Annotated in this window: 20 protein-coding genes; 12 read left to right on the top strand and 8 right to left on the bottom strand. The window is 69.4% G+C overall.

All coding sequences use genetic code 11. The features are described from left to right. Positions 1-89 precede the first annotated feature (89 nt). The 3 genes from ACFOMD_RS06565 to ACFOMD_RS06555 are packed head-to-tail and all read left to right on the top strand — an operon-like array spanning position 90 to position 3,757. On the top strand, positions 90-1,874 hold the full coding sequence (locus ACFOMD_RS06565) for a hypothetical protein (RefSeq protein WP_380858669.1): 1,785 nt from the start codon (positions 90-92) through the stop codon (positions 1,872-1,874). Beyond that, positions 1,874-2,758, top strand: a complete 885-nt coding sequence (locus tag ACFOMD_RS06560; protein WP_380858666.1) for a tyrosine recombinase — start codon at positions 1,874-1,876, stop codon at positions 2,756-2,758. The genes ACFOMD_RS06565 and ACFOMD_RS06560 overlap by 1 nt, the downstream gene beginning before the upstream one ends. Before the next feature lie 54 nt (positions 2,759-2,812). Continuing rightward, the gene (locus ACFOMD_RS06555; RefSeq protein ID WP_380859590.1) at positions 2,813-3,757 is read left to right on the top strand and encodes an acetyl-CoA carboxylase carboxyltransferase subunit alpha; all 945 of its coding nucleotides are present in this window, start codon (positions 2,813-2,815) and stop codon (positions 3,755-3,757) included. Here the strand turns inward: ACFOMD_RS06555 and ACFOMD_RS06550 are convergent, their stop codons facing one another. Further along, the gene (locus tag ACFOMD_RS06550) at positions 3,758-3,886 is read right to left on the bottom strand and encodes a hypothetical protein (RefSeq protein WP_380858663.1); all 129 of its coding nucleotides are present in this window, start codon (positions 3,884-3,886) and stop codon (positions 3,758-3,760) included. It abuts the gene before it with no gap. Positions 3,887-4,106: 220 nt separating this feature from the next. Here ACFOMD_RS06550 and ACFOMD_RS06545 point away from each other — a divergent pair, with 220 nt between their 5' ends. After that, a complete protein-coding gene (locus tag ACFOMD_RS06545) occupies positions 4,107-5,576 on the top strand; it encodes a M48 family metalloprotease (RefSeq protein ID WP_380858660.1) in 1,470 nt (489 codons plus the stop codon). Positions 5,577-5,580: 4 nt separating this feature from the next. Here the strand turns inward: ACFOMD_RS06545 and ACFOMD_RS06540 are convergent, their stop codons facing one another. The 3 genes from ACFOMD_RS06540 to ACFOMD_RS06530 all read right to left on the bottom strand — a co-directional run bounded on the left by ACFOMD_RS06540 (position 5,581) and on the right by ACFOMD_RS06530 (position 7,340). Then, positions 5,581-6,669, bottom strand: a complete 1,089-nt coding sequence (locus ACFOMD_RS06540) for a phosphatase PAP2 family protein (protein ID WP_380858658.1) — start codon at positions 6,667-6,669, stop codon at positions 5,581-5,583. A gap of 138 nt (positions 6,670-6,807) precedes the next feature. After that, positions 6,808-6,975 carry a Flp family type IVb pilin gene (locus ACFOMD_RS06535; RefSeq protein ID WP_380858656.1) on the bottom strand — a complete coding sequence of 56 codons (168 nt, stop codon included), beginning with the start codon at positions 6,973-6,975 and terminating at the stop codon, positions 6,808-6,810. A 209-nt stretch (positions 6,976-7,184) separates the two neighbouring features. After that, positions 7,185-7,340 carry a Flp family type IVb pilin gene (locus ACFOMD_RS06530; protein ID WP_380858654.1) on the bottom strand — a complete coding sequence of 52 codons (156 nt, stop codon included), beginning with the start codon at positions 7,338-7,340 and terminating at the stop codon, positions 7,185-7,187. Between the two features lie 79 nt (positions 7,341-7,419). On the opposite strand from ACFOMD_RS06530, the gene ACFOMD_RS06525 reads away from it, so the two are divergent. Next, positions 7,420-7,875, top strand: a complete 456-nt coding sequence (locus ACFOMD_RS06525) for a (deoxy)nucleoside triphosphate pyrophosphohydrolase (RefSeq protein ID WP_380858651.1) — start codon at positions 7,420-7,422, stop codon at positions 7,873-7,875. Here ACFOMD_RS06525 and ACFOMD_RS06520 read toward each other — a convergent pair. Both ACFOMD_RS06520 and ACFOMD_RS06515 read right to left on the bottom strand, forming a co-directional pair. Further along, positions 7,855-8,670: a class I SAM-dependent methyltransferase gene (locus ACFOMD_RS06520; RefSeq protein ID WP_380858648.1), complete on the bottom strand. Its 816-nt coding sequence runs from the start codon at positions 8,668-8,670 to the stop codon at positions 7,855-7,857. The two genes, ACFOMD_RS06525 and ACFOMD_RS06520, sit on opposite strands and share 21 nt — an antisense overlap. A gap of 9 nt (positions 8,671-8,679) precedes the next feature. Continuing rightward, positions 8,680-10,257: an ABC-F family ATP-binding cassette domain-containing protein gene (locus tag ACFOMD_RS06515; protein WP_380858645.1), complete on the bottom strand. Its 1,578-nt coding sequence runs from the start codon at positions 10,255-10,257 to the stop codon at positions 8,680-8,682. Between the two features lie 155 nt (positions 10,258-10,412). Here ACFOMD_RS06515 and ACFOMD_RS06510 point away from each other — a divergent pair, with 155 nt between their 5' ends. The 6 genes from ACFOMD_RS06510 (at position 10,413) to xth (ending at position 14,259) form a co-directional block, all read left to right on the top strand. Beyond that, positions 10,413-11,162, top strand: coding sequence for a double zinc ribbon domain-containing protein (locus tag ACFOMD_RS06510; protein WP_380858642.1), 750 nt, complete (start codon positions 10,413-10,415; stop codon positions 11,160-11,162). An 11-nt stretch (positions 11,163-11,173) separates the two neighbouring features. After that, on the top strand, positions 11,174-11,428 hold the full coding sequence (gene grxC / locus ACFOMD_RS06505) for a glutaredoxin 3 (RefSeq protein WP_380858639.1): 255 nt from the start codon (positions 11,174-11,176) through the stop codon (positions 11,426-11,428). Positions 11,429-11,436: 8 nt separating this feature from the next. Then, positions 11,437-12,267, top strand: a complete 831-nt coding sequence (locus ACFOMD_RS06500; RefSeq protein ID WP_380859587.1) for a carbon-nitrogen hydrolase family protein — start codon at positions 11,437-11,439, stop codon at positions 12,265-12,267. Then, complete coding sequence (locus ACFOMD_RS06495) at positions 12,264-12,710, top strand: DUF1178 family protein (protein WP_380858636.1); 447 nt, start codon at positions 12,264-12,266, stop codon at positions 12,708-12,710. The genes ACFOMD_RS06500 and ACFOMD_RS06495 overlap by 4 nt, the downstream gene beginning before the upstream one ends. A 268-nt stretch (positions 12,711-12,978) precedes the next feature. Continuing rightward, positions 12,979-13,431, top strand: coding sequence for a hypothetical protein (locus ACFOMD_RS06490; protein WP_380858633.1), 453 nt, complete (start codon positions 12,979-12,981; stop codon positions 13,429-13,431). Between the two features lie 12 nt (positions 13,432-13,443). Further along, positions 13,444-14,259, top strand: coding sequence for an exodeoxyribonuclease III (xth, locus tag ACFOMD_RS06485; RefSeq protein ID WP_380858630.1), 816 nt, complete (start codon positions 13,444-13,446; stop codon positions 14,257-14,259). 169 nt (positions 14,260-14,428) lie between these two features. Here xth and ACFOMD_RS06480 read toward each other — a convergent pair whose 3' ends face one another. Beyond that, a complete protein-coding gene (locus ACFOMD_RS06480; protein WP_380858627.1) occupies positions 14,429-14,758 on the bottom strand; it encodes a UrcA family protein in 330 nt (109 codons plus the stop codon). A 248-nt stretch (positions 14,759-15,006) separates the two neighbouring features. Here ACFOMD_RS06480 and ACFOMD_RS06475 point away from each other — a divergent pair, with 248 nt between their 5' ends. Continuing rightward, positions 15,007-15,879, top strand: a complete 873-nt coding sequence (locus ACFOMD_RS06475; RefSeq protein ID WP_380858624.1) for a LysR family transcriptional regulator — start codon at positions 15,007-15,009, stop codon at positions 15,877-15,879. Here ACFOMD_RS06475 and ACFOMD_RS06470 read toward each other — a convergent pair. Then, positions 15,876-17,402, bottom strand: a complete 1,527-nt coding sequence (locus ACFOMD_RS06470; RefSeq protein ID WP_380858621.1) for a M20/M25/M40 family metallo-hydrolase — start codon at positions 17,400-17,402, stop codon at positions 15,876-15,878. The two genes, ACFOMD_RS06475 and ACFOMD_RS06470, sit on opposite strands and share 4 nt — an antisense overlap. Positions 17,403-17,419: the final 17 nt, after the last annotated feature.

Below are 17,419 nucleotides of genomic sequence, written 5' to 3'. Positions count from 1 at the left end.
GTCGCTTGCTTGCGCGTAGCAACCGCTACGCGTCTGCGCTGCATTCCTTGCCAGCGGACTTCTCCTGACAATCCAGACGGTCGTCAGGCATGAGGATACACCCTTGGAAAGCGGCGCTCGCCGCGAGCGTCGCCACCCTCGCCACGGTCATCGCCCTCCCGGTCATCGGCCAGGAAGCGCCCAAGTCGATCCTGCCCGAAGGCTTCGACGACGCCCCGCCGCCGCCCGTCGCCCCCGCAGCGCCCGTGCCCGGCACGCAGCCGGCCGCGCCCGCCGCGACGCCTGAAGGCCCCGCGATCCTCGCCCCCGGCCTCGCCGATACAGCGCCGGCGATCAGCGTCGGCCCCGATCCGCTGCTGTCGGCGCCGACCTCGCGCAACGTCGATTTCGTCGGCTGGCTGTCGCCGCAGGCCGGCGGCTACGGCCCCAATATCTTCGCCGGCACCAACGGCCGCTTCCTCGACGGGCTGCTGAAGCGCCTCGACGCGCCGATTTCGTCGCGCTGGGTGCATATCGTGCTGCGCCGCGCGCTGCTGTCCGAAGTACCGACGCCCGCCGGCGCGCGTCCTGCCGACTGGGTGGCGGAGCGCGCCTGGGCGCTGGTGCGCATGGGCGAGGTCGACGGCGCCAAGCGCCTCGTCGCCGCCATCCCCGTCGATCGCTACACGCCGCGCCTTTATGCCGTCGCCGCGCAGGTCCACCTCGCTGCCGGCGACGCGCTCGGCCTCTGCGCGCTGGCGCCGACCGCCATCACGCTGTCGAAGGAAACGCTGTGGCCGCTCGCCAACGGCCTCTGTGCGGCGCTCGAGGGCGACGACCTGACGGCGGCTACCACCTTCGACGGCCTGCGCAATCGCGAGGCGGCGAGCCCCTTCGACATCAGCCTCGCCGAACGCCTCGCTACCGCCGCCTCGGGCACGGGCCGGGCCGCGAACGTCGAGTGGAACGAGGTGACGAAGCTCAACGTCTATCGCTTCGGCCTGTCCGCGGCGGGCGGCGTCGCCATCCCCGAGGAACTGGCTGCCAAGGCCTCGCCCGCCGTGCAGGCATGGCTGCTGCGCAACCCGTCGACCACGCTCGACCGCCGCCTTGCCGCCGCGCCCACCGCCGCGGCGCTCGGCGTCTCGTCGGCGGCGGAAATGGTGCGCGTCCATTCGGCCTATGCCGCCGACATGGACCCCTTCGCCTTCGAAGCGTCGCCGAGCGGCCGCCTGCGCGCCGCCTTCGTCGCCCGCTCCGCCGACGATCGCATGACCGCGCTCCGCACCCTCTGGGCGCGCGGCAACAATGAACGCGAACGCTTCGGCGCCAAGATCCTGACGGCGCAGGCCGCCGCCCGCTTCCCGGTCGACGACGCCCATGTCGAGGCCGCGCCGGAGCTGGTCGAAAGCGCGCTGTCCGCCGGCTACACCAACGCCGCGATGCGCTGGTGGCCGCTCGCCGACGATGAAGGCGGTTCGGTGCGCGACCGGGTCTGGGCGCTGGTCGCGCTCGCCGACCGCACCGGCAGCATCCCCGCCGACACCGGCCGCTTCGACGACTGGTTCGGCAGCGAGAAATCGCGCGTCGGCGAAAAGCGCGCCACCTACCGCGCGCAGCTTCTCGCCGCCGCTTTGTCGGGTCTCGGGCGCGGCAGCGATTGGGACGAAATGCTCGACGATCTCGAAGTCGCGCCGCTCGACAATGCTTGGTCGCGCCGCCTCGATGCCGCCGCGCAAGGGCGCCGGATCGGCGAGGTCGCGATCCTCGCCGGCATCGGCCTGCAGCGGGGCGTGCCGCCGCGCCATCTGCAGAAGATCATCGCCGCCTACGCCCGTGTCGGCCTGCAGACCGAGGCGCGCATGCTCGCCGTCGAGGCGCTGACGCGAGCCTGATGGGCAGCGTGTCGGATCGCGAGGCGATCGCGCTGTTCCTCGACATGCTGATGGCCGAGCGCGGAGCGGCGGCGAACACCATCGCCGCCTATGGCCGTGACCTGTCGCAGGCCAGCGAATTGCTTGGCGGCAAGCTGGCCGAAGCCGATAGCGCGGCGCTCGCCGGCCTCGGCGCCGAATGGGCGACGCTCGCCCGCGCCTCGGTGGCGCGCAAGAGCTCGGCGCTGCGCCGCTTCTTCGCCTTCCTCGTCGATGAAGGCCATCGCAAGGATGATCCCTCGCGTGACCTGCCGCGCCCCGGCAACGCGCGCCCCTTGCCGAAGACGCTCTCCAACGCCGACATCGACCGGCTGTTCGAGGTGCTGGAATCTACCCCCGACAGCCCCGCCGCCCGCCGCCGCCGCGCGCTTGTCGAGCTGCTCTACGGATCGGGCCTGCGCGCCACCGAGCTGGTGTCGCTGCCGCGCGGCGCGATCCAGCCGGGACGGCCCTATGCGGTACTGCGCGGCAAGGGTGACAAGGAACGGCTGGTACCGGTCGGCGAGCGCGCGCTTGCCGCCGTCGCGTCGCATGCCGAACTCGTCCCCGCCGACTCGCGCTACCTGTTCCCGTCGGGCGCCAAGCATCTGTCGCGCGTGCGCCTGTTCCAGATCGTGAAGACGCTCGCGGCCGAAGCCGGCATCCCGCCCGATCGCATCAGCCCGCACGTCCTGCGCCACGCTTTCGCGACACATCTGCTCGAAGGCGGCGCCGACCTGCGCGCGCTGCAGATGATGCTCGGCCACGCCGATATCGCGACCACGCAGATCTACACGCACGTCCAGTCGAAACATCTCGTCGACCTCGTGCAATCGAAGCATCCCTTGGCTGACGCCAAGTCCTGATCCCCCACGCGCCATCGTTGACGCCCTCGGCGCGGCGGCTTATCCCCCGTGGCCATGGTCACCTTCCTCGAATTCGAGAAGCCGGTCGCGGAGCTCGAAGCCCGGATCAAGGAACTTAAAGGTTCGTCGTCGAGCCTCGACATCGCGCCCGAAGTCGAGAAGCTGGAGGCCAAGGCCTCGAAGCTGCTGCGCGACACCTATGCCAAGCTGACACCCTGGCAGAAGACGATGGTCGCGCGCCATCCGGCGCGCCCGCACTTCAAGGATATCGTCGGCCGGCTGATCGAGGATTTCACGCCGCTCGCCGGCGACCGCAAGTTCGCCGAGGACGCCGCCATCCAGGCCGGCCTCGGCCGCTTCCGCGGCCAGCCGGTGATGGTGATGGGCCACGAAAAGGGCTCCGACACCGCGAGCCGCATCAAGCACAATTTCGGCATGGGCAAGCCCGAAGGCTATCGCAAAGCCGCGCGCCTGATGGAGCTCGCCGACCGTTTCAACGTGCCGATCATCACCTTCGTCGACACCTCGGGCGCCTTCCCGGGCGTGCAGGCGGAGGAGCGCGGCCAGGCCGAGGCCGTCGCGCGTTCGACGCAGGCCTGCCTGTCGGTCGGCGTGCCCTTCGTCGCGGCGATCGTCGGCGAGGGCGGCTCGGGCGGCGCGCTGGCGTTGGCGACGGCCAATCGCATCATCATGTTCGAACATTCGGTCTATGCGGTGATCTCGCCCGAAGGCTGCGCCTCGATCCTGTGGCGCACCGCCGACAAGGCCGCCGATGCGGCCGAGGCGATGAAGCAGACCGCGCAGGATCTGAAGCGCCTCGGCGTCATCGACACCATCGTCGAGGAGCCGCTGGGCGGCGCACAGCGCGCGCCCGAAGAGGCGATCGACCGGTTGGGCGATGCCGTCGCGCATGAGCTGCAACAGCTGTCCGGCCTTACCCCGGCGCAGCTCAAGGCCGACCGGCGCGGCAAGTTCCTCGCGATGGGCCGCGCCGCCTAGCTATTTGCCGGCAGTAACGGGTCGGCCCCACGCGTCGCGCGGCACCGCCCCTTCGGTGGTCGACGTCGCGGTCGTCGTGCAAGCCGCCAACGCGAACGCCACGCACATCGTCAGAACGATCCGGATCATGGTCGAGGCTCCCTCGCGGTCACGGCAGCCTCATGCCGTGACGATGTGACGATAGCGCGAATCTCGACGAATGACGATGTGACCATTACGTGTCCGCAACGGCTTTTCCCTGACCGCTCGATGAACGCCGATGTCAGGCCGAGTTCAGCGACAGGCCGTTATGGGAACAGCCTTTGATGCGTGGGGTTTGGACGCTGAAGATATTCGTGAAGGACGTGACATGACCCGCCGCCATTCCGCTTCGTTCCTGGCCATCGCCGCCGTCACCGCGGTGGCGCTGTCGGCCGGCGCCGCGCAGCGCGCCGACGCCCAGGCGCGCGGCATCTCCGAAAGCGACCGCCGCCTCGGCGCGCAGGAGCATCCGAAGATCCTCGCCGAGTTCGGCGGCGCCTACAATGGCCCCGGCGTTGCGATGGTAAACAAGGTCGGCAAGTCGATCGCCGTGCAGTCGGGCATTGCCGCGACGGGCTCGGAATGCACCGTGACGCTGCTCAACACCACCGTGGTGAACGCCTTCGCCATCCCCGGCTGCTACACCTATGTGACGCGCGGGCTGCTCTCGATCATGAACGACGAGGCGGAGCTGGCCTCGGTGATCGGGCATGAGATCGGCCATGTCGCCGCCCGCCATTCGCAGAAGCGCCAGCAGCGCTCGACGATCGCCGGCCTCGGCTCGGTGCTCGCCGGCATCTTCCTCGGCGGTCAGGTGGCGCAGCTCGCCAACATCTTCGCGCAGGCGAACGTGCTCAGCTATTCGCGCAGCCAGGAATTCCAGTCGGACGACCTCGGCATCCGCTACATGAACGCGGCGGGCTACGATCCCTATGCCTCGGCCGACATGCTGAAGTCGCTCGGCGACCAGTCGGCGCTGGAATCGCGCCTGCGCGGCCAGACCGAGGCGGCGCAGGTGCCGACGTGGCAGCGCAGCCACCCGCTCACCACCGATCGCGTCAACCGCGCCACGCAGACCGCGCAGAAGACCGGCGTCCGCCCGGGCCAGAAGGCGCGCAACGCCGATCAGTATTTCGCCGCCGTCGACGGCATGCTCTACGGCGACGATCCGAGCCAGGGCTATGCCGAGGATTCGGTGTTCTCGCACCCGACCCTGAAAATCCGCTTCCAGGCGCCGCAGGGCTTCTACCTCAACAACGCCACCGACTCGGTGACGATGGAGGGGCCGAACAACCTGCGCGCGCAATTCTCGGGCGGCCGCCTGTCGGGCAGCCTCGACAATTATGTCACCGGCGTCGCGCAGGCGCTGGTCGGTCAGTCGCAGGGCGTGCAGGCCGGCTCGATCCAGCGCACCAACATCAACGGCATGCCGGTGTCGATCCTGCCGCTGCGCGCCCGCACCCAGTCAGGCAATGTCGACGTGCAGATCGTCGGCTATCAGTGGGACAGCGGCACCGCCTATCATTTCGTGACGATCGCGCCGGCGGGCAGCTCGGGCAATTTCGAATCGCTGATCCGCTCGCTGCGCCGCCTGTCGGACAGCGAGGCGGCGGCGCTCCGCCCGCGCGTCATCGATGTGGTGACGGTCGGTGCCGGCGACACCATCCAGTCGATGGCGCGCCGCATGGCGTTCTCGAATTATCAGCAGGAGCGCTTCCTCGTCCTCAACGACCGCCAGGCCAACCAGCCGCTGCGGCCGGGCGAGAAGGTGAAGATCATCGTCTACGGCCGCGGCTAAATGACTATTCCGCAAGCGCCGGTCGCCACGCCGCGGCCGGCGCTTCGCGCATCACCAGCCGGTCGACGAGCCAGCCGCTTGCCTTCCAGATGCCGAGCGTCATCCCCAGAGCGACGAGGCCGTCGGTGGCGTAATGCCAGCCGAAATGCACTGACCCGACCCAGATCGCGCCCGCAAAAACGGTAAGAATCCACCCGAGGCGGCGGTTCAGCTTCCACCCCGCGCAGGCCATCAGCACCGCGAGCGACACATGCATCGACGGCATCGCCGAGATGCCACCGCCGAACAGGTCGCGCTTGGCGACGAAATTGCTCCACAGCAGATCCTGCAGCCGCAGGCCATGCACACCGAACGTTGGATAGATCGTCTGGAGTTGAGCATCGACCGCCTGCAGCCGGTCCATCAGCGGCCGGAACTGCGGGTCACCGAAGGCGCGTTCGTAGAAGCAGGGACCGGCCGAGGCGAGAAAGTAGGCGGCGAACGAACCAACGATCATCCACGACAGCAGGAACGCGACGATGTAGCGCGCGCGCAGCCGCACCAGCTCGGGCCGCATCATGAAATAGATGATGCTCAGCCACATCATCACGAACCACATGTTGTAGCCCATGTGGAGGATGAAGGTGACCGGCGCGCTGCCGAACAGCGCATGGGTCAGCTCCCAAGGGTCGTGGCCCATGAAGATCGCGCGGTCGAGCCCGGCCAGCGCCCTGTCGAGGGGGAAGCCCTGGATGTGGCCGATCATCACCTTGAACGGCGTGAAGAAGATCATCAGGCAGAACCAGCCGGCGACGACAGTGGTGCGCGCGATCAGCCAGTCGGGGCGCAGCACCTGCGCGCGAAACTCGCTGGCCATCACCATCAGCGGCCGCTCGGGGCGGCGGCGGAGCATCAGGTCGAGCGCATAGGCGCAGAACACGAAGGCGAAAGCGGTGATCCAGATCGCCGCCATCGTATTGCCGATCTCCTTCATGAAGATCAACTCGAGCTGGCCGTGCGCGATGGCGACGGTCGAAACCGCGGCGCCATAGCCGGCGATCAACAGCGCGACGAGCGCGAACAGGCGGATTTCGCGGGCGGTATCGTGGCTCATGCGCCGATCATGCCTCGGGAAGCGTGAAGAAAGCGGAAACGGCGGCCTCCCCAAAAGCCTGCGCGTTCCCCCAAAAACGGCGAAGGGCGGCAGGTTTCCCTGCCGCCCGACACCCCACATGACGAGATCGTCTGCGGCTTAGCGCGCGTCCATCGCCTTCGAGGCGCTGGTGAACGTGCCCTGGATCGAGCTGCCCAACGAGTTCATCGCGGTGATCGCGGCCACGGCGATGAGCGCGGCGATGAGGCCGTACTCGATGGCGGTGGCGCCCTTGTCGTTCTTCATGAGCTTACGGATGAAAGCCATGATCAGTCTCCTTCAGTGCCCAAGCGGTAGTAAGTCCCTCTGTCCCGCACCCCGGGTCAGCACCTTGGCTTTACGCCCCCTAATCCTACCAATTGCTTAAAAGCGTCACTGAATCGTCGTTAACCGTCATTTTATTGACTTTCCGTTACGACACGGTGCCGAAACGATTGCTGGCCGGATGTCGAAAAGCTGACGCGCGCGGGGGAGGGTCAGTCCATCGCCTGGGCGGCGCTCGAGCTGACCTGAGTCCACATCGAAGCGGTCTCGTCGGCGAAGGCCTGCATGCCGACTAGCATGGCGAGCACCATCAGCGCGGCGATCAGGCCGTACTCGACCGCCGTCGCCCCGCGTATGTCCCGCAGCATTCGTCGCCACAGCTTCAAGGATTGGCCCTCGCCCAATTTCCCGGATGCCGTCCTAAAGGCGAAGCGTTAAGGAACCGGCATGAACGATGCTCATCAAGCGGTTAACCTCTGCCCCGGCGACGAGCCGCCATCGGGGCTGCCCATCGTCCTCGTCTCCGCCGTCGCGCTGGTCGACGCCGACGGGCGCGTGCTCGTCGCGCAGCGCCCCGAAGGAAAGCACCTCGCCGGCTTGTGGGAATTTCCCGGCGGCAAGGTCGAGCCCGGCGAGCCGCCCGAGCTGGCGCTGGTCCGCGAGCTGAAGGAAGAGCTCGGCATCGACACCGCCGCCTCCTGCCTCGCCCCCTGCGGCTTCGTCAGCCACGCTTACGAGAAATTCCACCTGGTGATGCTGATCTTCGCCTGCCGCAAGTGGAACGGCCGCCCGGTCGGGCAGCAGGGCCAACCCTTGCGCTGGGTGCGTGTGCCCGACCTGTTCAAGCTCGACATGCCGCCGGCCGACCGCCCGGTGCTCGGCCTATTGCAGGCGCTGCTTTAGCGCTTCGTTCAGCGGCGCGGCCGCCGCCCCCGGCGCCCAGCCGGCGAGGTAGAGCATCTGCACCCGCACCGCGACCTTGCCGTCGGCGCCCGCGCCCTGCTGGAACCGCTCGGCCGCCGCCATCAGCACGTCGCGCCGCAGCGGCCGGCGCGCCGACAATATGTTCGCCTCGCCCGCGCCGCGCAGTTCGGCCAGTGCGGGCAGCAGCCCGGCGTAGCGCACCTGCACGGTGTCGATATCGGCGACCGGCATGGTAAAGCCGGCGCGCTGCAACAGCCCCGCGGCCTCGGCGACATCGACCATCGGCATCGTCCGCGCCGACACCCCGCCGCGCAGCTCGCTCTCCGCCTCTAGAAACGCCCGCCGCACCTCGGCCAAAGTTTCGCCAGCGACAAACCCCGCGACGAACAGCCCGCCCGGTTTCAGCGCGCGCCGGATCTGCACCAGCGCCCCCGGCAGGTCGTTCACCCCGTGCAGGCTTCCCGCCGACACCACCAAGTCGAAGCTTGCATCCGCAAACGGCAGCCGGTCCTCGTCGGCGGCCACGCCGCCCGCCGCCTTCGCGAACGCCGCGCCCGCGTCGGCAAACGCCATCGCCCCCAGCCGCCGCCCCAGCCGCCCGTCATGGCTGCCCAGATCGAGCACCCGCGCAAACTCGCGCCCCGTATCCCCAACCCGCGCGACGATCTCCTCGATCATCGCGTCCTTCAGGAAGGCATGCGCGTCGAAGCCGGCGGCGGCGCGGTCGCGCTGCGCGCGCCGGGCGGTGCGGTCGAAAGGTTCGGCAGTATCCACGCGCGCGCTCTAGCCGATTGCGATCCGCCGCGTCACCCCGATCGCGTCGAGGAACGCCGCGTCGTGGCTCACCACCAGCAGCGCGCCGTCATAGCCGCGCAGGCCCGCCTCCACCGTCTCGATCGAGTCGATGTCGAGATGGTTGGTCGGCTCGTCGAGCAGCAGCAATTGCGGCGGCGTCGGCCCGCCCAGCACGCAGGCGAGCCCGGCGCGCAGCAGCTGCCCACCGCTCAACGTCGCCACCGTCTGCAACGCTGCGTCGGCGCGGAACATGTAGCGGGCCAGCGCGGCGCGGCAGGCATTCTCGTCGGCGACCGGGTTAAGGCGGCGGAAATTGTCGAGAATGGTCGCGTCGCGATCGAGCAGCGCTACCTCCTGATCGAACATCGCGAACGGCACGCCCACCCGAACACTGCCCTCCCACGGCGCCAGCCGCCCGGCGATCAGGTCGAGCAACGTGCTCTTGCCGCTGCCGTTCGCCCCGGTAATCGCGACGCGCTCCGGCCCGGTCAGGTCGAACGAAAAGTCGTCGATCAGCGGCTCGCCCGATACATGGCCGAAGGTCAGCCCGTCCGCGCGCAGCACGATCTTGCCCGGCAGCAATCCCGTGGGCGGCTGCACCACCTTGAACGGCTGCAACACCTCGACCCGTTCACGTGCCGCCGCCGCGGCGCTCGAAGCCTCGTCGCGCTGCTTGTCGGCCAGCCGCGCACCGGCGCCGCCGGTCTCCTCCGCCCGCCGCTTCATCGCGCCGATCAGGATGCGCGGCATGTCGCCCCGCGCGCCCTTCTTCGCGCCGACCGAGTCTTTCCGCGCCTTGCGCTCGACCATCGCCTGCGCGCGTCGGTCAATCTCGGCGACGCGGCGGTCGGCGACGGCGAGGTCATGTTCGGCCGCCGCCAGTTCCAGCGCCTTACGCTCGCGATAGGCACTCCAGCCGCCACCGTAGCGTGTCGCGCCCAGCGAGGTCAGCTCGACGATCGCGTCCATCGCCTCCAGAAGCTCACGGTCATGGCTGACCACGATCGCGCCCGCCCCCCAGCCCGCCAGCAGTTCGGCCACGGCCGCGCGCCCCTCGCGGTCGAGATTGTTGGTCGGCTCGTCGAGCAGCAGGAAGTCGGGCGCGGCAAAGGTCAGCGCGGCGAGCGCCGCCCGCGTCCGTTGCCCGCCTGACAGCTGGACCAATGGCGCATCGGGTTCGGCGGCCAGGCCGACGCTCGCCAACGCCGCCTCCATCCGCGCTTCGAGTGTCCAGTCGGCGTCCGACAGCTCATCGACACGCGCGTCACCCCGCGCCGCGCGGTCGAGCACCGCCAACGCCTCACGCACCCCGAACAGGTCGGCGATCGTCGCGTCAGGATCGGGCAACAGCTCCTGCCGCAGCACGCCGATGGTGCCGTCGATCGTGACGCGCCCGCTCAGCGGTGTCAGCTCCCCGGACATCAGCCGCAGCAGGCTGGTCTTGCCGGTGCCGTTGCGGCCGACAAGTCCGGTTCGCTCGGACGTGAAACTCAGGTCGAGGTTGGAAAGGACGCGACGTCCGTCAGGCGTCGCCCAGGAGAGATTTGAGAGTGTGATCGCAGGCATGGAATTCCCCGGCGGCAAGGTTCTGGGTCTTGGCGGTCGGGTGGAAATCCATGTCGTCTCTCCGGTCGTCGAACCCCGGCAAAATGGCGCGGGCGGCGGCGGCTTTCAACCCCGTGCTTGCCGGGCTACCCGCTTCGCGCCTAGCCTCCGCGCTCATGGGGTGGCTGCAACGAGCACTGGGGGCAGGGGTCGATCTCCTGCTGCCGCCGCGCTGCGCCGCCTGCGGCACCATCGTCGATGCGCAGGGCTCCTTCTGCCTGAAATGCTGGAGCGATCTGCCCTTCATCACCGCGCCGATGTGCGCCTCCTGCGGCCTGCCGTTCGAAACGCCGCAGCCCGAGAGCAGGCAGTGCGGCGCCTGCCTCGCCAAGCCGCCGCGCTACACCGCCCGCGCCGCGCTCGCCTATGAAGGCCCGGCGCGTGAGATCGTACTGCGGCTGAAGCACAGCGACCGCCAGCATCTCGCCGCCGACATGGCCGGCCACCTGCGCCGCGCCGCCGGCGAGCTTCCCGACGACGCGCTGATCGTGCCGGTGCCACTTCACCGCTGGCGGCTCTGGCGGCGCGGCTACAATCAGGCCGCCGAGCTGGCGAAAGCGCTCTCCAAAGCCACCGGCAAACCCTTGCTGGTCGACGTGCTGGTCCGCCACCGCGCCACCAAATCCAGCCAGGGCCTCAACCCCACGCAGCGCCGCCGCAACCTCGCCGGCGCCTTCGTCCTGAATCCCCGCGCGAAGCCGCTGATCGCGGCCAAGTGCATCATTCTGGTCGATGATGTGTTGACCACCGGGGCGACGGCGAACGCCTGCGCCCGCGTGCTGTTGCGCGGCGGCGCGACCTCGGTGCGGCTGCTAGCCCTTGCGCGGGTTGTGCGCCCGGACAGCACGGGCCATATCGCAAGCTGAAGGAGACATCCGTGGCGAAGGTCGAGATCTACACCAAATTCCTCTGCCCCTACTGCACGCGCGCCAAGTCGCTGCTGCAGTCGAAGGGCGTCGAATTCACCGAATATGACATCACCATGGGCGGGCCGAAGCGCGAGGAAATGCTCTCGCGGGCGCCGGGCCGCAGCACCGTTCCGCAGGTGTTCATCGACGACAAGCATATCGGCGGCTCCGACGATCTTGCCGCGCTCGACCGCGCCGGCGGCCTCGACCCGCTGCTCGCCTAGACGTGAGCATGCTCAAGGTCGGCGTGCTGCAGATGACGTCGGGCATCGACCCGGCGGCGAACGCGCGCGCCGTCGCCGACGGCATCGCCGCGCTGGCGGCGGAAGGCGCGCAGATCGTCTTCACCCCGGAGATGAGCGGTCTGCTCGATCGCGACCGCAGCCGTGTCGTCGCCAACTCGACCGTCGAAGCCGACGACCCTACGCTCGCCGCCGCCCGCGAAGCGGCGACGGCGGCGAAGGTCTGGGTCCACCTCGGCTCGTGCGCCATCCGCCCGACCGCCGACGCCGACCGCCTGCTCAACCGCGGCTTCCTGATCGACGACCGCGGCGTGGTGCGCGCCCGCTACGACAAGATGCACCTGTTCGACGTCGATCTGCCGACCGGCGAACGCTACCGCGAATCCGCCACCTACATCCCCGGCGAGGCGGCGGTCGCCGCCGACACGCCGTGGGGCCGGCTCGGCCTGTCGATCTGCTACGACCTCCGCTTCGCGCGGCTGTTCGAGGCATTGTCGGGCGCCGGCGCCGCGATCATCGCCGTGCCTGCCGCCTTCACCCGCCCGACCGGCGAGGCGCATTGGCACACGCTGCTGCGCGCCCGCGCCATCGAGGCCGGCGCCTTCGTCGTCGCCGCGGCGCAGACGGGCGAGCATGAGGATGGTCGCGCCACCTACGGCCACTCGCTGGTCATCGATCCGTGGGGCCGCGTGCTGCTCGACATGGGAGAGGCCGCGGGCCACGCGATCTGCGAGATCGACCTCGCCGCCGTCGCCGACACCCGCGCCCGCATCCCCACCATCGCGCACCGCCGCGACGTGACCCTGCGGGTCGAGGCATGATCGTCTTCGACCTCCGCTGCGCGCACGCCCATGTGTTCGAGGCGTGGTTCGGCTCGACCGAGGACTATGACGACCAGCGCACGCGCGGGCTGGTCACTTGCCCGCTGTGCGGCGACGCCGAGGTGACCAAGGCCGCGATGGCGCCCGCGGTGCCCGCCAAGGGCAACCGCGCGCCTGCCGGCAAGCAGCCGGTCGCCGCCCACCCGCCGGAGGCGGTCAAGGCCATGCTCGCCGCCATCGCCGAGGTGCAGGCCAAGGTCGAGGCCAATTGCGACTATGTCGGCAACCGCTTCGCCGACGAAGCCCGCGCCATCCACCACGGCGACGCCGAAGAACGCGGCATCTACGGCGAGGCGACGGTCGAACAGGCCGCGGCGCTGAAGGACGAAGGCATCGACGTGGCGGCGCTGCCGTTCAAGCCGAAACGCGTAACCGACGCCTGAGCGCTCTATTCCCCTCGCCCGCCTGCGGGAGAGGGAGGGGCCCAGCCGCAGGCTGGGAGGGTGAGGGTGACCGGCCGCCGACGGGCTCGCTACCGCTCGCACACCCTCACCTAACCTCTCCCGCAAGCGGGAGAGGGACGGTCAACACGCCGACAGTGGGCCCGCCGCAACATACCGAGGCTGTCGCTGCTCATCCTGCTTTGCTAGGTCACGCGGGCCGCGTCGTCCATGCGGCCAACCCTGAGCCCTGCGCGTTGGAGAGCCTGCGATGAAGAAGTCCGCGACCGATGTGATGGAAGAGGCGCTCTACGCCGCCGTCATTGATGCCATCGCGGCGCTGAAGGCGGCGTCGAAGGGCCTGCCCAACACGCTGCTGCGCGACATCGGCGCGATCCACGCCAACACCGCCGTCGCCGACCTGCCGAAGGAGGTTCAGGCCGCCGTCGCCGCGAGCGTGCGCACCACCTTCACCCGGCTGATGAAGGAGGGCTACACCGTCATCGGCAAGGACGCCCCACCGCCGCGTGCGCCGTCGGTCACCGGCCCGCCGCGCGGCGACCGCCCCTATCGCGGCGGTCCCGGTGGACGTCCCGGCGGTCCCGGCGGCCCGCGCGGCGATCGTCCGGGCGGCGGCCAGCGCCCCGGCGGCGGCCCGCGTGGCCCGAAGCCTGATGGCGGACCTCGCAGCGACGCCCCGCGCCCGCCGCGCCGCCCGAAATAGTCGAACGGCGCGGTGAAGATCGCGACGTTCAACATCAACGGCATCAACGGCCGCCTGCCGCGCCTGCTCGACTGGCTGGCGGCAAGCGAGCCCGACATCGTCTGCCTGCAGGAATTGAAGGCGCCCGACGAACGCTTCCCCGCGGCGGCGATCGAGGCCGCCGGCTACGAAGCGATCTGGCACGGCCAGAAAAGCTGGAACGGCGTCGCCATCCTCAGCCGCATCGGCACGCCGGTCGAAACGCGGCGCGGCCTGCCCGGCGACGGGGCCGACACGCAAAGCCGCTACCTCGAGGCGGCGGTCGGCGGCATCCTCGTCGCCGGCCTCTACCTGCCCAACGGAAATCCCGCGCCGGGCCCGAAGTTCGATTACAAGCTGGCGTGGTTCGAGCGGCTGCACGCGCACGCCGCCGACCTGCTGGCCAGCCAACTGCCCGTGGTCATCGCCGGCGACTTCAACGTTATGCCGACCGACCTCGACGTCTACAAACCCGAACGCTGGCAGGACGATGCACTGTTCCGCTCCGAGGTGCGCGAGGCTTTTGCAAAACTGGTCGCGCAGGGCTGGACCGACGCGATCCGCACCCTGCATCCGGGCGAGCGCATCTACACCTTCTGGGACTATTGGCGGAACGCCTGGGGCCGCAACGCCGGCCTGCGCATCGACCACCTCCTGCTCAGCCCCGACCTCGCCGCGCGGCTCGACTCGGCAGGGGTCGACCGCGAGGTGCGCGGGCAGGAGAAAGCCAGCGACCATGCGCCGGCATGGGTCGTATTGGGCGACAAGAAGCGTCGAAGGTCTGCCCCGCAAAGACCCCCGTCATCCTGACGAAAGTCAGGATCTCCCCGAGAGAAGCACCGCTGTCACGGCGCACCCGCCACTCCCCCAGAGATCCTGACTTTCGTCAGGATGACGTGTCTTGCCCGAACGCAAAACGAGGGGCGGCCCTGGGGATGGCCGCCCCTCGTCACACGTGGGAGTGTGACCCCTTGCGGGGTTACTTGGCCGCGGCGACCTGCACCGGCAGCGACTCGCCGCGGTGGAGCGCGGTCAGCACCGGCGCATCGGCCTTGGCGACCAGCGCGGCGACGGTGTCGGCGCGGCAGCGGTCATAGTCGCCCGACCAGCGGTCCCATTTGGCGTCGAGACCGCAGGCCCGCTCGGCGGCGGTACGCGCCCGCTGCAGCAGTTCGGCAGCTCCCGCCGGGGTGGTGACGTCGAGGCCGGCGACCGACACAGCGGCCGGGCGGCTGGTCAGCGGTTCCGCGGTGGCGACGACCGAGGCCGTCATCAACAGCGGGGCGAAAGCGATCAACAGACTCTTCATGGCCGAATTCCTTGGGGTCAGGGAGGGGAAGTCAGCACCGGTGCAGCCCCTATCTAGGCCGCAAATTCAGTTTCAACTAACAACGATGTTGCAAAGCGGTTCTGCAAAAGTGCAGAATGACAGGCGCCCTGACCCACACCATGTCCGTCATCCCGGCGAAGGCCGGGATCCATGCGCGGGCGGGTCTGGATCCCGGCCTTCGCCGGGATGACGCAAGGGGAGTGGCCGCGCCCCGCCCGAGGTGAACGATGCTCGACTGGACCGACCTGCGCTATTTCCTCGCCGTCGCGCGCAGCGGCAGCACGCTCGCCGCCGGCCGCGCATTGGGCGTCAGCCAGACCACCGCCGCGCGCCGCGTCAGCGCGCTTGAGGAGTCGCTCGAACTCACCCTCTTCGAGCGCCGCCAGTCGGGCTATGTCCTCACCCCCGCCGGCGAAACCCTGCTGACCAGCGCGCAGCGCGTCGAGTCAGCCGCCGGCGCCTTCGCCGACCTCGCCGCCGCGCAGACGCGCGAGGTCAGCGGCACGGTGAAGCTGACCACCGAGGAGATGTACGCCGTCACCGTGCTCGCCCCGATCTTGCGCGAGTTGCGCGAGGCCTATCCCGCCATCCGCATCGAGCTCGACACCAGCGACGAGGTCCGCGACCTCGGCAGCGGCGCCGCCGACGTGGCGCTGCGCAGCGCCAAGACGCTGGTCGGCGACGGTCTCGTCGCCCGCCGCATCGCCTGGGATCCGTGGACGGTCTATTGCAGCCGCGCCTATGCCGAGGCGAACGGCATCCCGCGCAACCGCCACCAGCTGAAGCAGCATGTGCTGATCGGCGGCGGCGGCAAGGACATCTGGCGCTACTATCGCGCGTGGTTGCAGGAGAGCGACCTCGAAGGCGCGGTGGTCATGCAACACAGCTCGCCGCTCGGCCTGCTGTCCTCGGTTCGCGCCGGCGTCGGCCTCGCCGCGCTCCCCACCTTCATCGCCGACCGCGACCCCGACCTCATCCAGTGCCTGCCGCCCAAGAAGGGTGGCGAAATGGGCCTCTACCTCGTCACCCACGAGCGCCTGCGCCACACGCCGCGGGTGCGCGCGGTGATGGATTTCCTGGCGGAGCGGCTGGTGCGCTAGCTTTTCGCGATCTCCTCGAGGAAAGCCACAAAAGCCACCGCCGCCTCGTCCATCCCGAGCACCTTCGGGTTCGAACTCTTGATCACGAAATACTCGTTCGGCGCGTGCGCGCCCGAGCCGTGGCCAAGCCCGAACTGGCCGGCGGGCAAATTCACCGGCGCGCCGGTGAAGGTGACGCCCGGCCAGCTGCCGGCGAGGCGCGGGTAGAGCGTCGTCGGCACGTTGAAGCGCTTGTAGGTCGCCTGCATCGCGCGGACGAGGTCGCTGTCCTCGGGCGTTTCGGTCGGGTCGTAGCCGCCCGAGACATTCACCTCGATGTCCTTGAAGCCGCGCTTGTCGAGGTGGGCGCGCAGCTTGGCGATGCTGTCGTCGCGCGTCATGTTGGGCACCAGCCGCATGTCGATCTTGGCGACCGCGCGGCTCGGCAAAATGGTCTTGCCGCCGGGGCCGGTATAGCCCGACACCAGCCCCTCGATGTTGATCGTCGGCTGCGCGGCGAGCCGCTCCAGCGCCGCCTCCCACGACATGTCGTCGATCCAGTGGGTGACGCCCGCCGCGCGCTTGGCGTCGGCCTCGTTCAGATTCTTCGATGCCAGCAGGATCAGCTCGCGCTCGCGCGGGGTGAGCGGCCGCACCTTGTCCATGAAGCCGTCGACCAGCGGCGTGTTGCCGTCGGGGGTGACCAGCGTCGACAGCGCCGCCACCAGCCGCCACGCCGGGCTGTCGACGCGCGCCTTCTGGCTCGAATGCAGATCCTCTTTCGGCCCGCGGCCCCATTTCTCGCCGCTCGCCACCAGTTCGAACTCGACGACGCCCTTGGCGCCCAAATTGATCTCGACGCCGCCGGTCGCCGGGCTCTGCCAGCCGGTCGGAATGATGACGCCGACGCATTTCTTCAAGGCGGCGAGCACGTTCGGCTTGATGACGATGTCGGAGAAATGCGGCGAGCCGATCTCCTCCTCGCCTTCCGCCACCAGCACGAGATTGACCGGCAGCTTCTTGCCCGCCTTCTTCATGCCGTGAAGCGCGGCGAGGAAGGTCGCCTGCGGGCCCTTCTGGTTGACCGCGCCGCGGCCCATCACCACCTGGCCGAAGCCCTCCTTGTCGAGCAGCCGCGCCTCGATCGGCGGCGACGACCATTCTGCCGGGTCATACTGCTTCACGTCGTACATGAAGTAGATGCCCATCGTGCGCTTGGCGCCGGCGTCCAAGGTCGCGAACACGCCGGGATGGCCGCGCGTCGGCACGATCTCGGCATGCTGGAAGCCGGCGTCGGTGGCGAGCTTCGCCATGTAGGCGGCGCCCTCGGGCATCGCCTTGTTCTCGGCGGCGATCGAGGGCAGCCGAATCCAGTCCTGCAGCCGCTTCACCGCCTCGTCATGGTTGGCGGCGACCGCCTTGCGCACGGCATCGAGCCCATCGGCGGCGAACGCCTTCGCCGGCGCCAGCAGCGCGGCGGCCGATGCCGCGGCGCCCGCCAGAAGCGTCCGCCGGTCGGTCGTCCAGTTGCTGTCGTTGCGCATCGAAATCCCCCTGTCCC

It is taken from the genome of Sphingoaurantiacus capsulatus (genome assembly GCF_042648405.1).
GTDB classification, from domain to species: Bacteria; Pseudomonadota; Alphaproteobacteria; order Sphingomonadales; family Sphingomonadaceae; genus Sphingoaurantiacus; species Sphingoaurantiacus capsulatus.
This window is presented reverse-complemented; position numbering and strand designations above follow the sequence as displayed.

Coding starts and splice junctions, on each gene's coding strand:
- ACFOMD_RS06565 (WP_380858669.1), top strand. CDS start 90: ATGAGGATACACCCTTGGAAAGCGGCGCTCGCCGCGAGCGTCGCCACC.
- ACFOMD_RS06490 (WP_380858633.1), top strand. CDS start 12,979: ATGAAGAAGTCCGCGACCGATGTGATGGAAGAGGCGCTCTACGCCGCC.
- ACFOMD_RS06535 (WP_380858656.1), bottom strand. CDS start 6,975: ATGGCTTTCATCCGTAAGCTCATGAAGAACGACAAGGGCGCCACCGCC.
- ACFOMD_RS06480 (WP_380858627.1), bottom strand. CDS start 14,758: ATGAAGAGTCTGTTGATCGCTTTCGCCCCGCTGTTGATGACGGCCTCG.
- ACFOMD_RS06555 (WP_380859590.1), top strand. CDS start 2,813: ATGGTCACCTTCCTCGAATTCGAGAAGCCGGTCGCGGAGCTCGAAGCC.
- ACFOMD_RS06475 (WP_380858624.1), top strand. CDS start 15,007: ATGCTCGACTGGACCGACCTGCGCTATTTCCTCGCCGTCGCGCGCAGC.
- ACFOMD_RS06545 (WP_380858660.1), top strand. CDS start 4,107: ATGACCCGCCGCCATTCCGCTTCGTTCCTGGCCATCGCCGCCGTCACC.
- ACFOMD_RS06525 (WP_380858651.1), top strand. CDS start 7,420: ATGAACGATGCTCATCAAGCGGTTAACCTCTGCCCCGGCGACGAGCCG.
- ACFOMD_RS06470 (WP_380858621.1), bottom strand. CDS start 17,402: ATGCGCAACGACAGCAACTGGACGACCGACCGGCGGACGCTTCTGGCG.
- ACFOMD_RS06515 (WP_380858645.1), bottom strand. CDS start 10,257: ATGCCTGCGATCACACTCTCAAATCTCTCCTGGGCGACGCCTGACGGA.
- ACFOMD_RS06500 (WP_380859587.1), top strand. CDS start 11,437: ATGCTCAAGGTCGGCGTGCTGCAGATGACGTCGGGCATCGACCCGGCG.
- ACFOMD_RS06550 (WP_380858663.1), bottom strand. CDS start 3,886: ATGATCCGGATCGTTCTGACGATGTGCGTGGCGTTCGCGTTGGCGGCT.
- ACFOMD_RS06495 (WP_380858636.1), top strand. CDS start 12,264: ATGATCGTCTTCGACCTCCGCTGCGCGCACGCCCATGTGTTCGAGGCG.
- ACFOMD_RS06530 (WP_380858654.1), bottom strand. CDS start 7,340: ATGCTGCGGGACATACGCGGGGCGACGGCGGTCGAGTACGGCCTGATC.
- ACFOMD_RS06510 (WP_380858642.1), top strand. CDS start 10,413: ATGGGGTGGCTGCAACGAGCACTGGGGGCAGGGGTCGATCTCCTGCTG.
- ACFOMD_RS06540 (WP_380858658.1), bottom strand. CDS start 6,669: ATGAGCCACGATACCGCCCGCGAAATCCGCCTGTTCGCGCTCGTCGCG.
- ACFOMD_RS06560 (WP_380858666.1), top strand. CDS start 1,874: ATGGGCAGCGTGTCGGATCGCGAGGCGATCGCGCTGTTCCTCGACATG.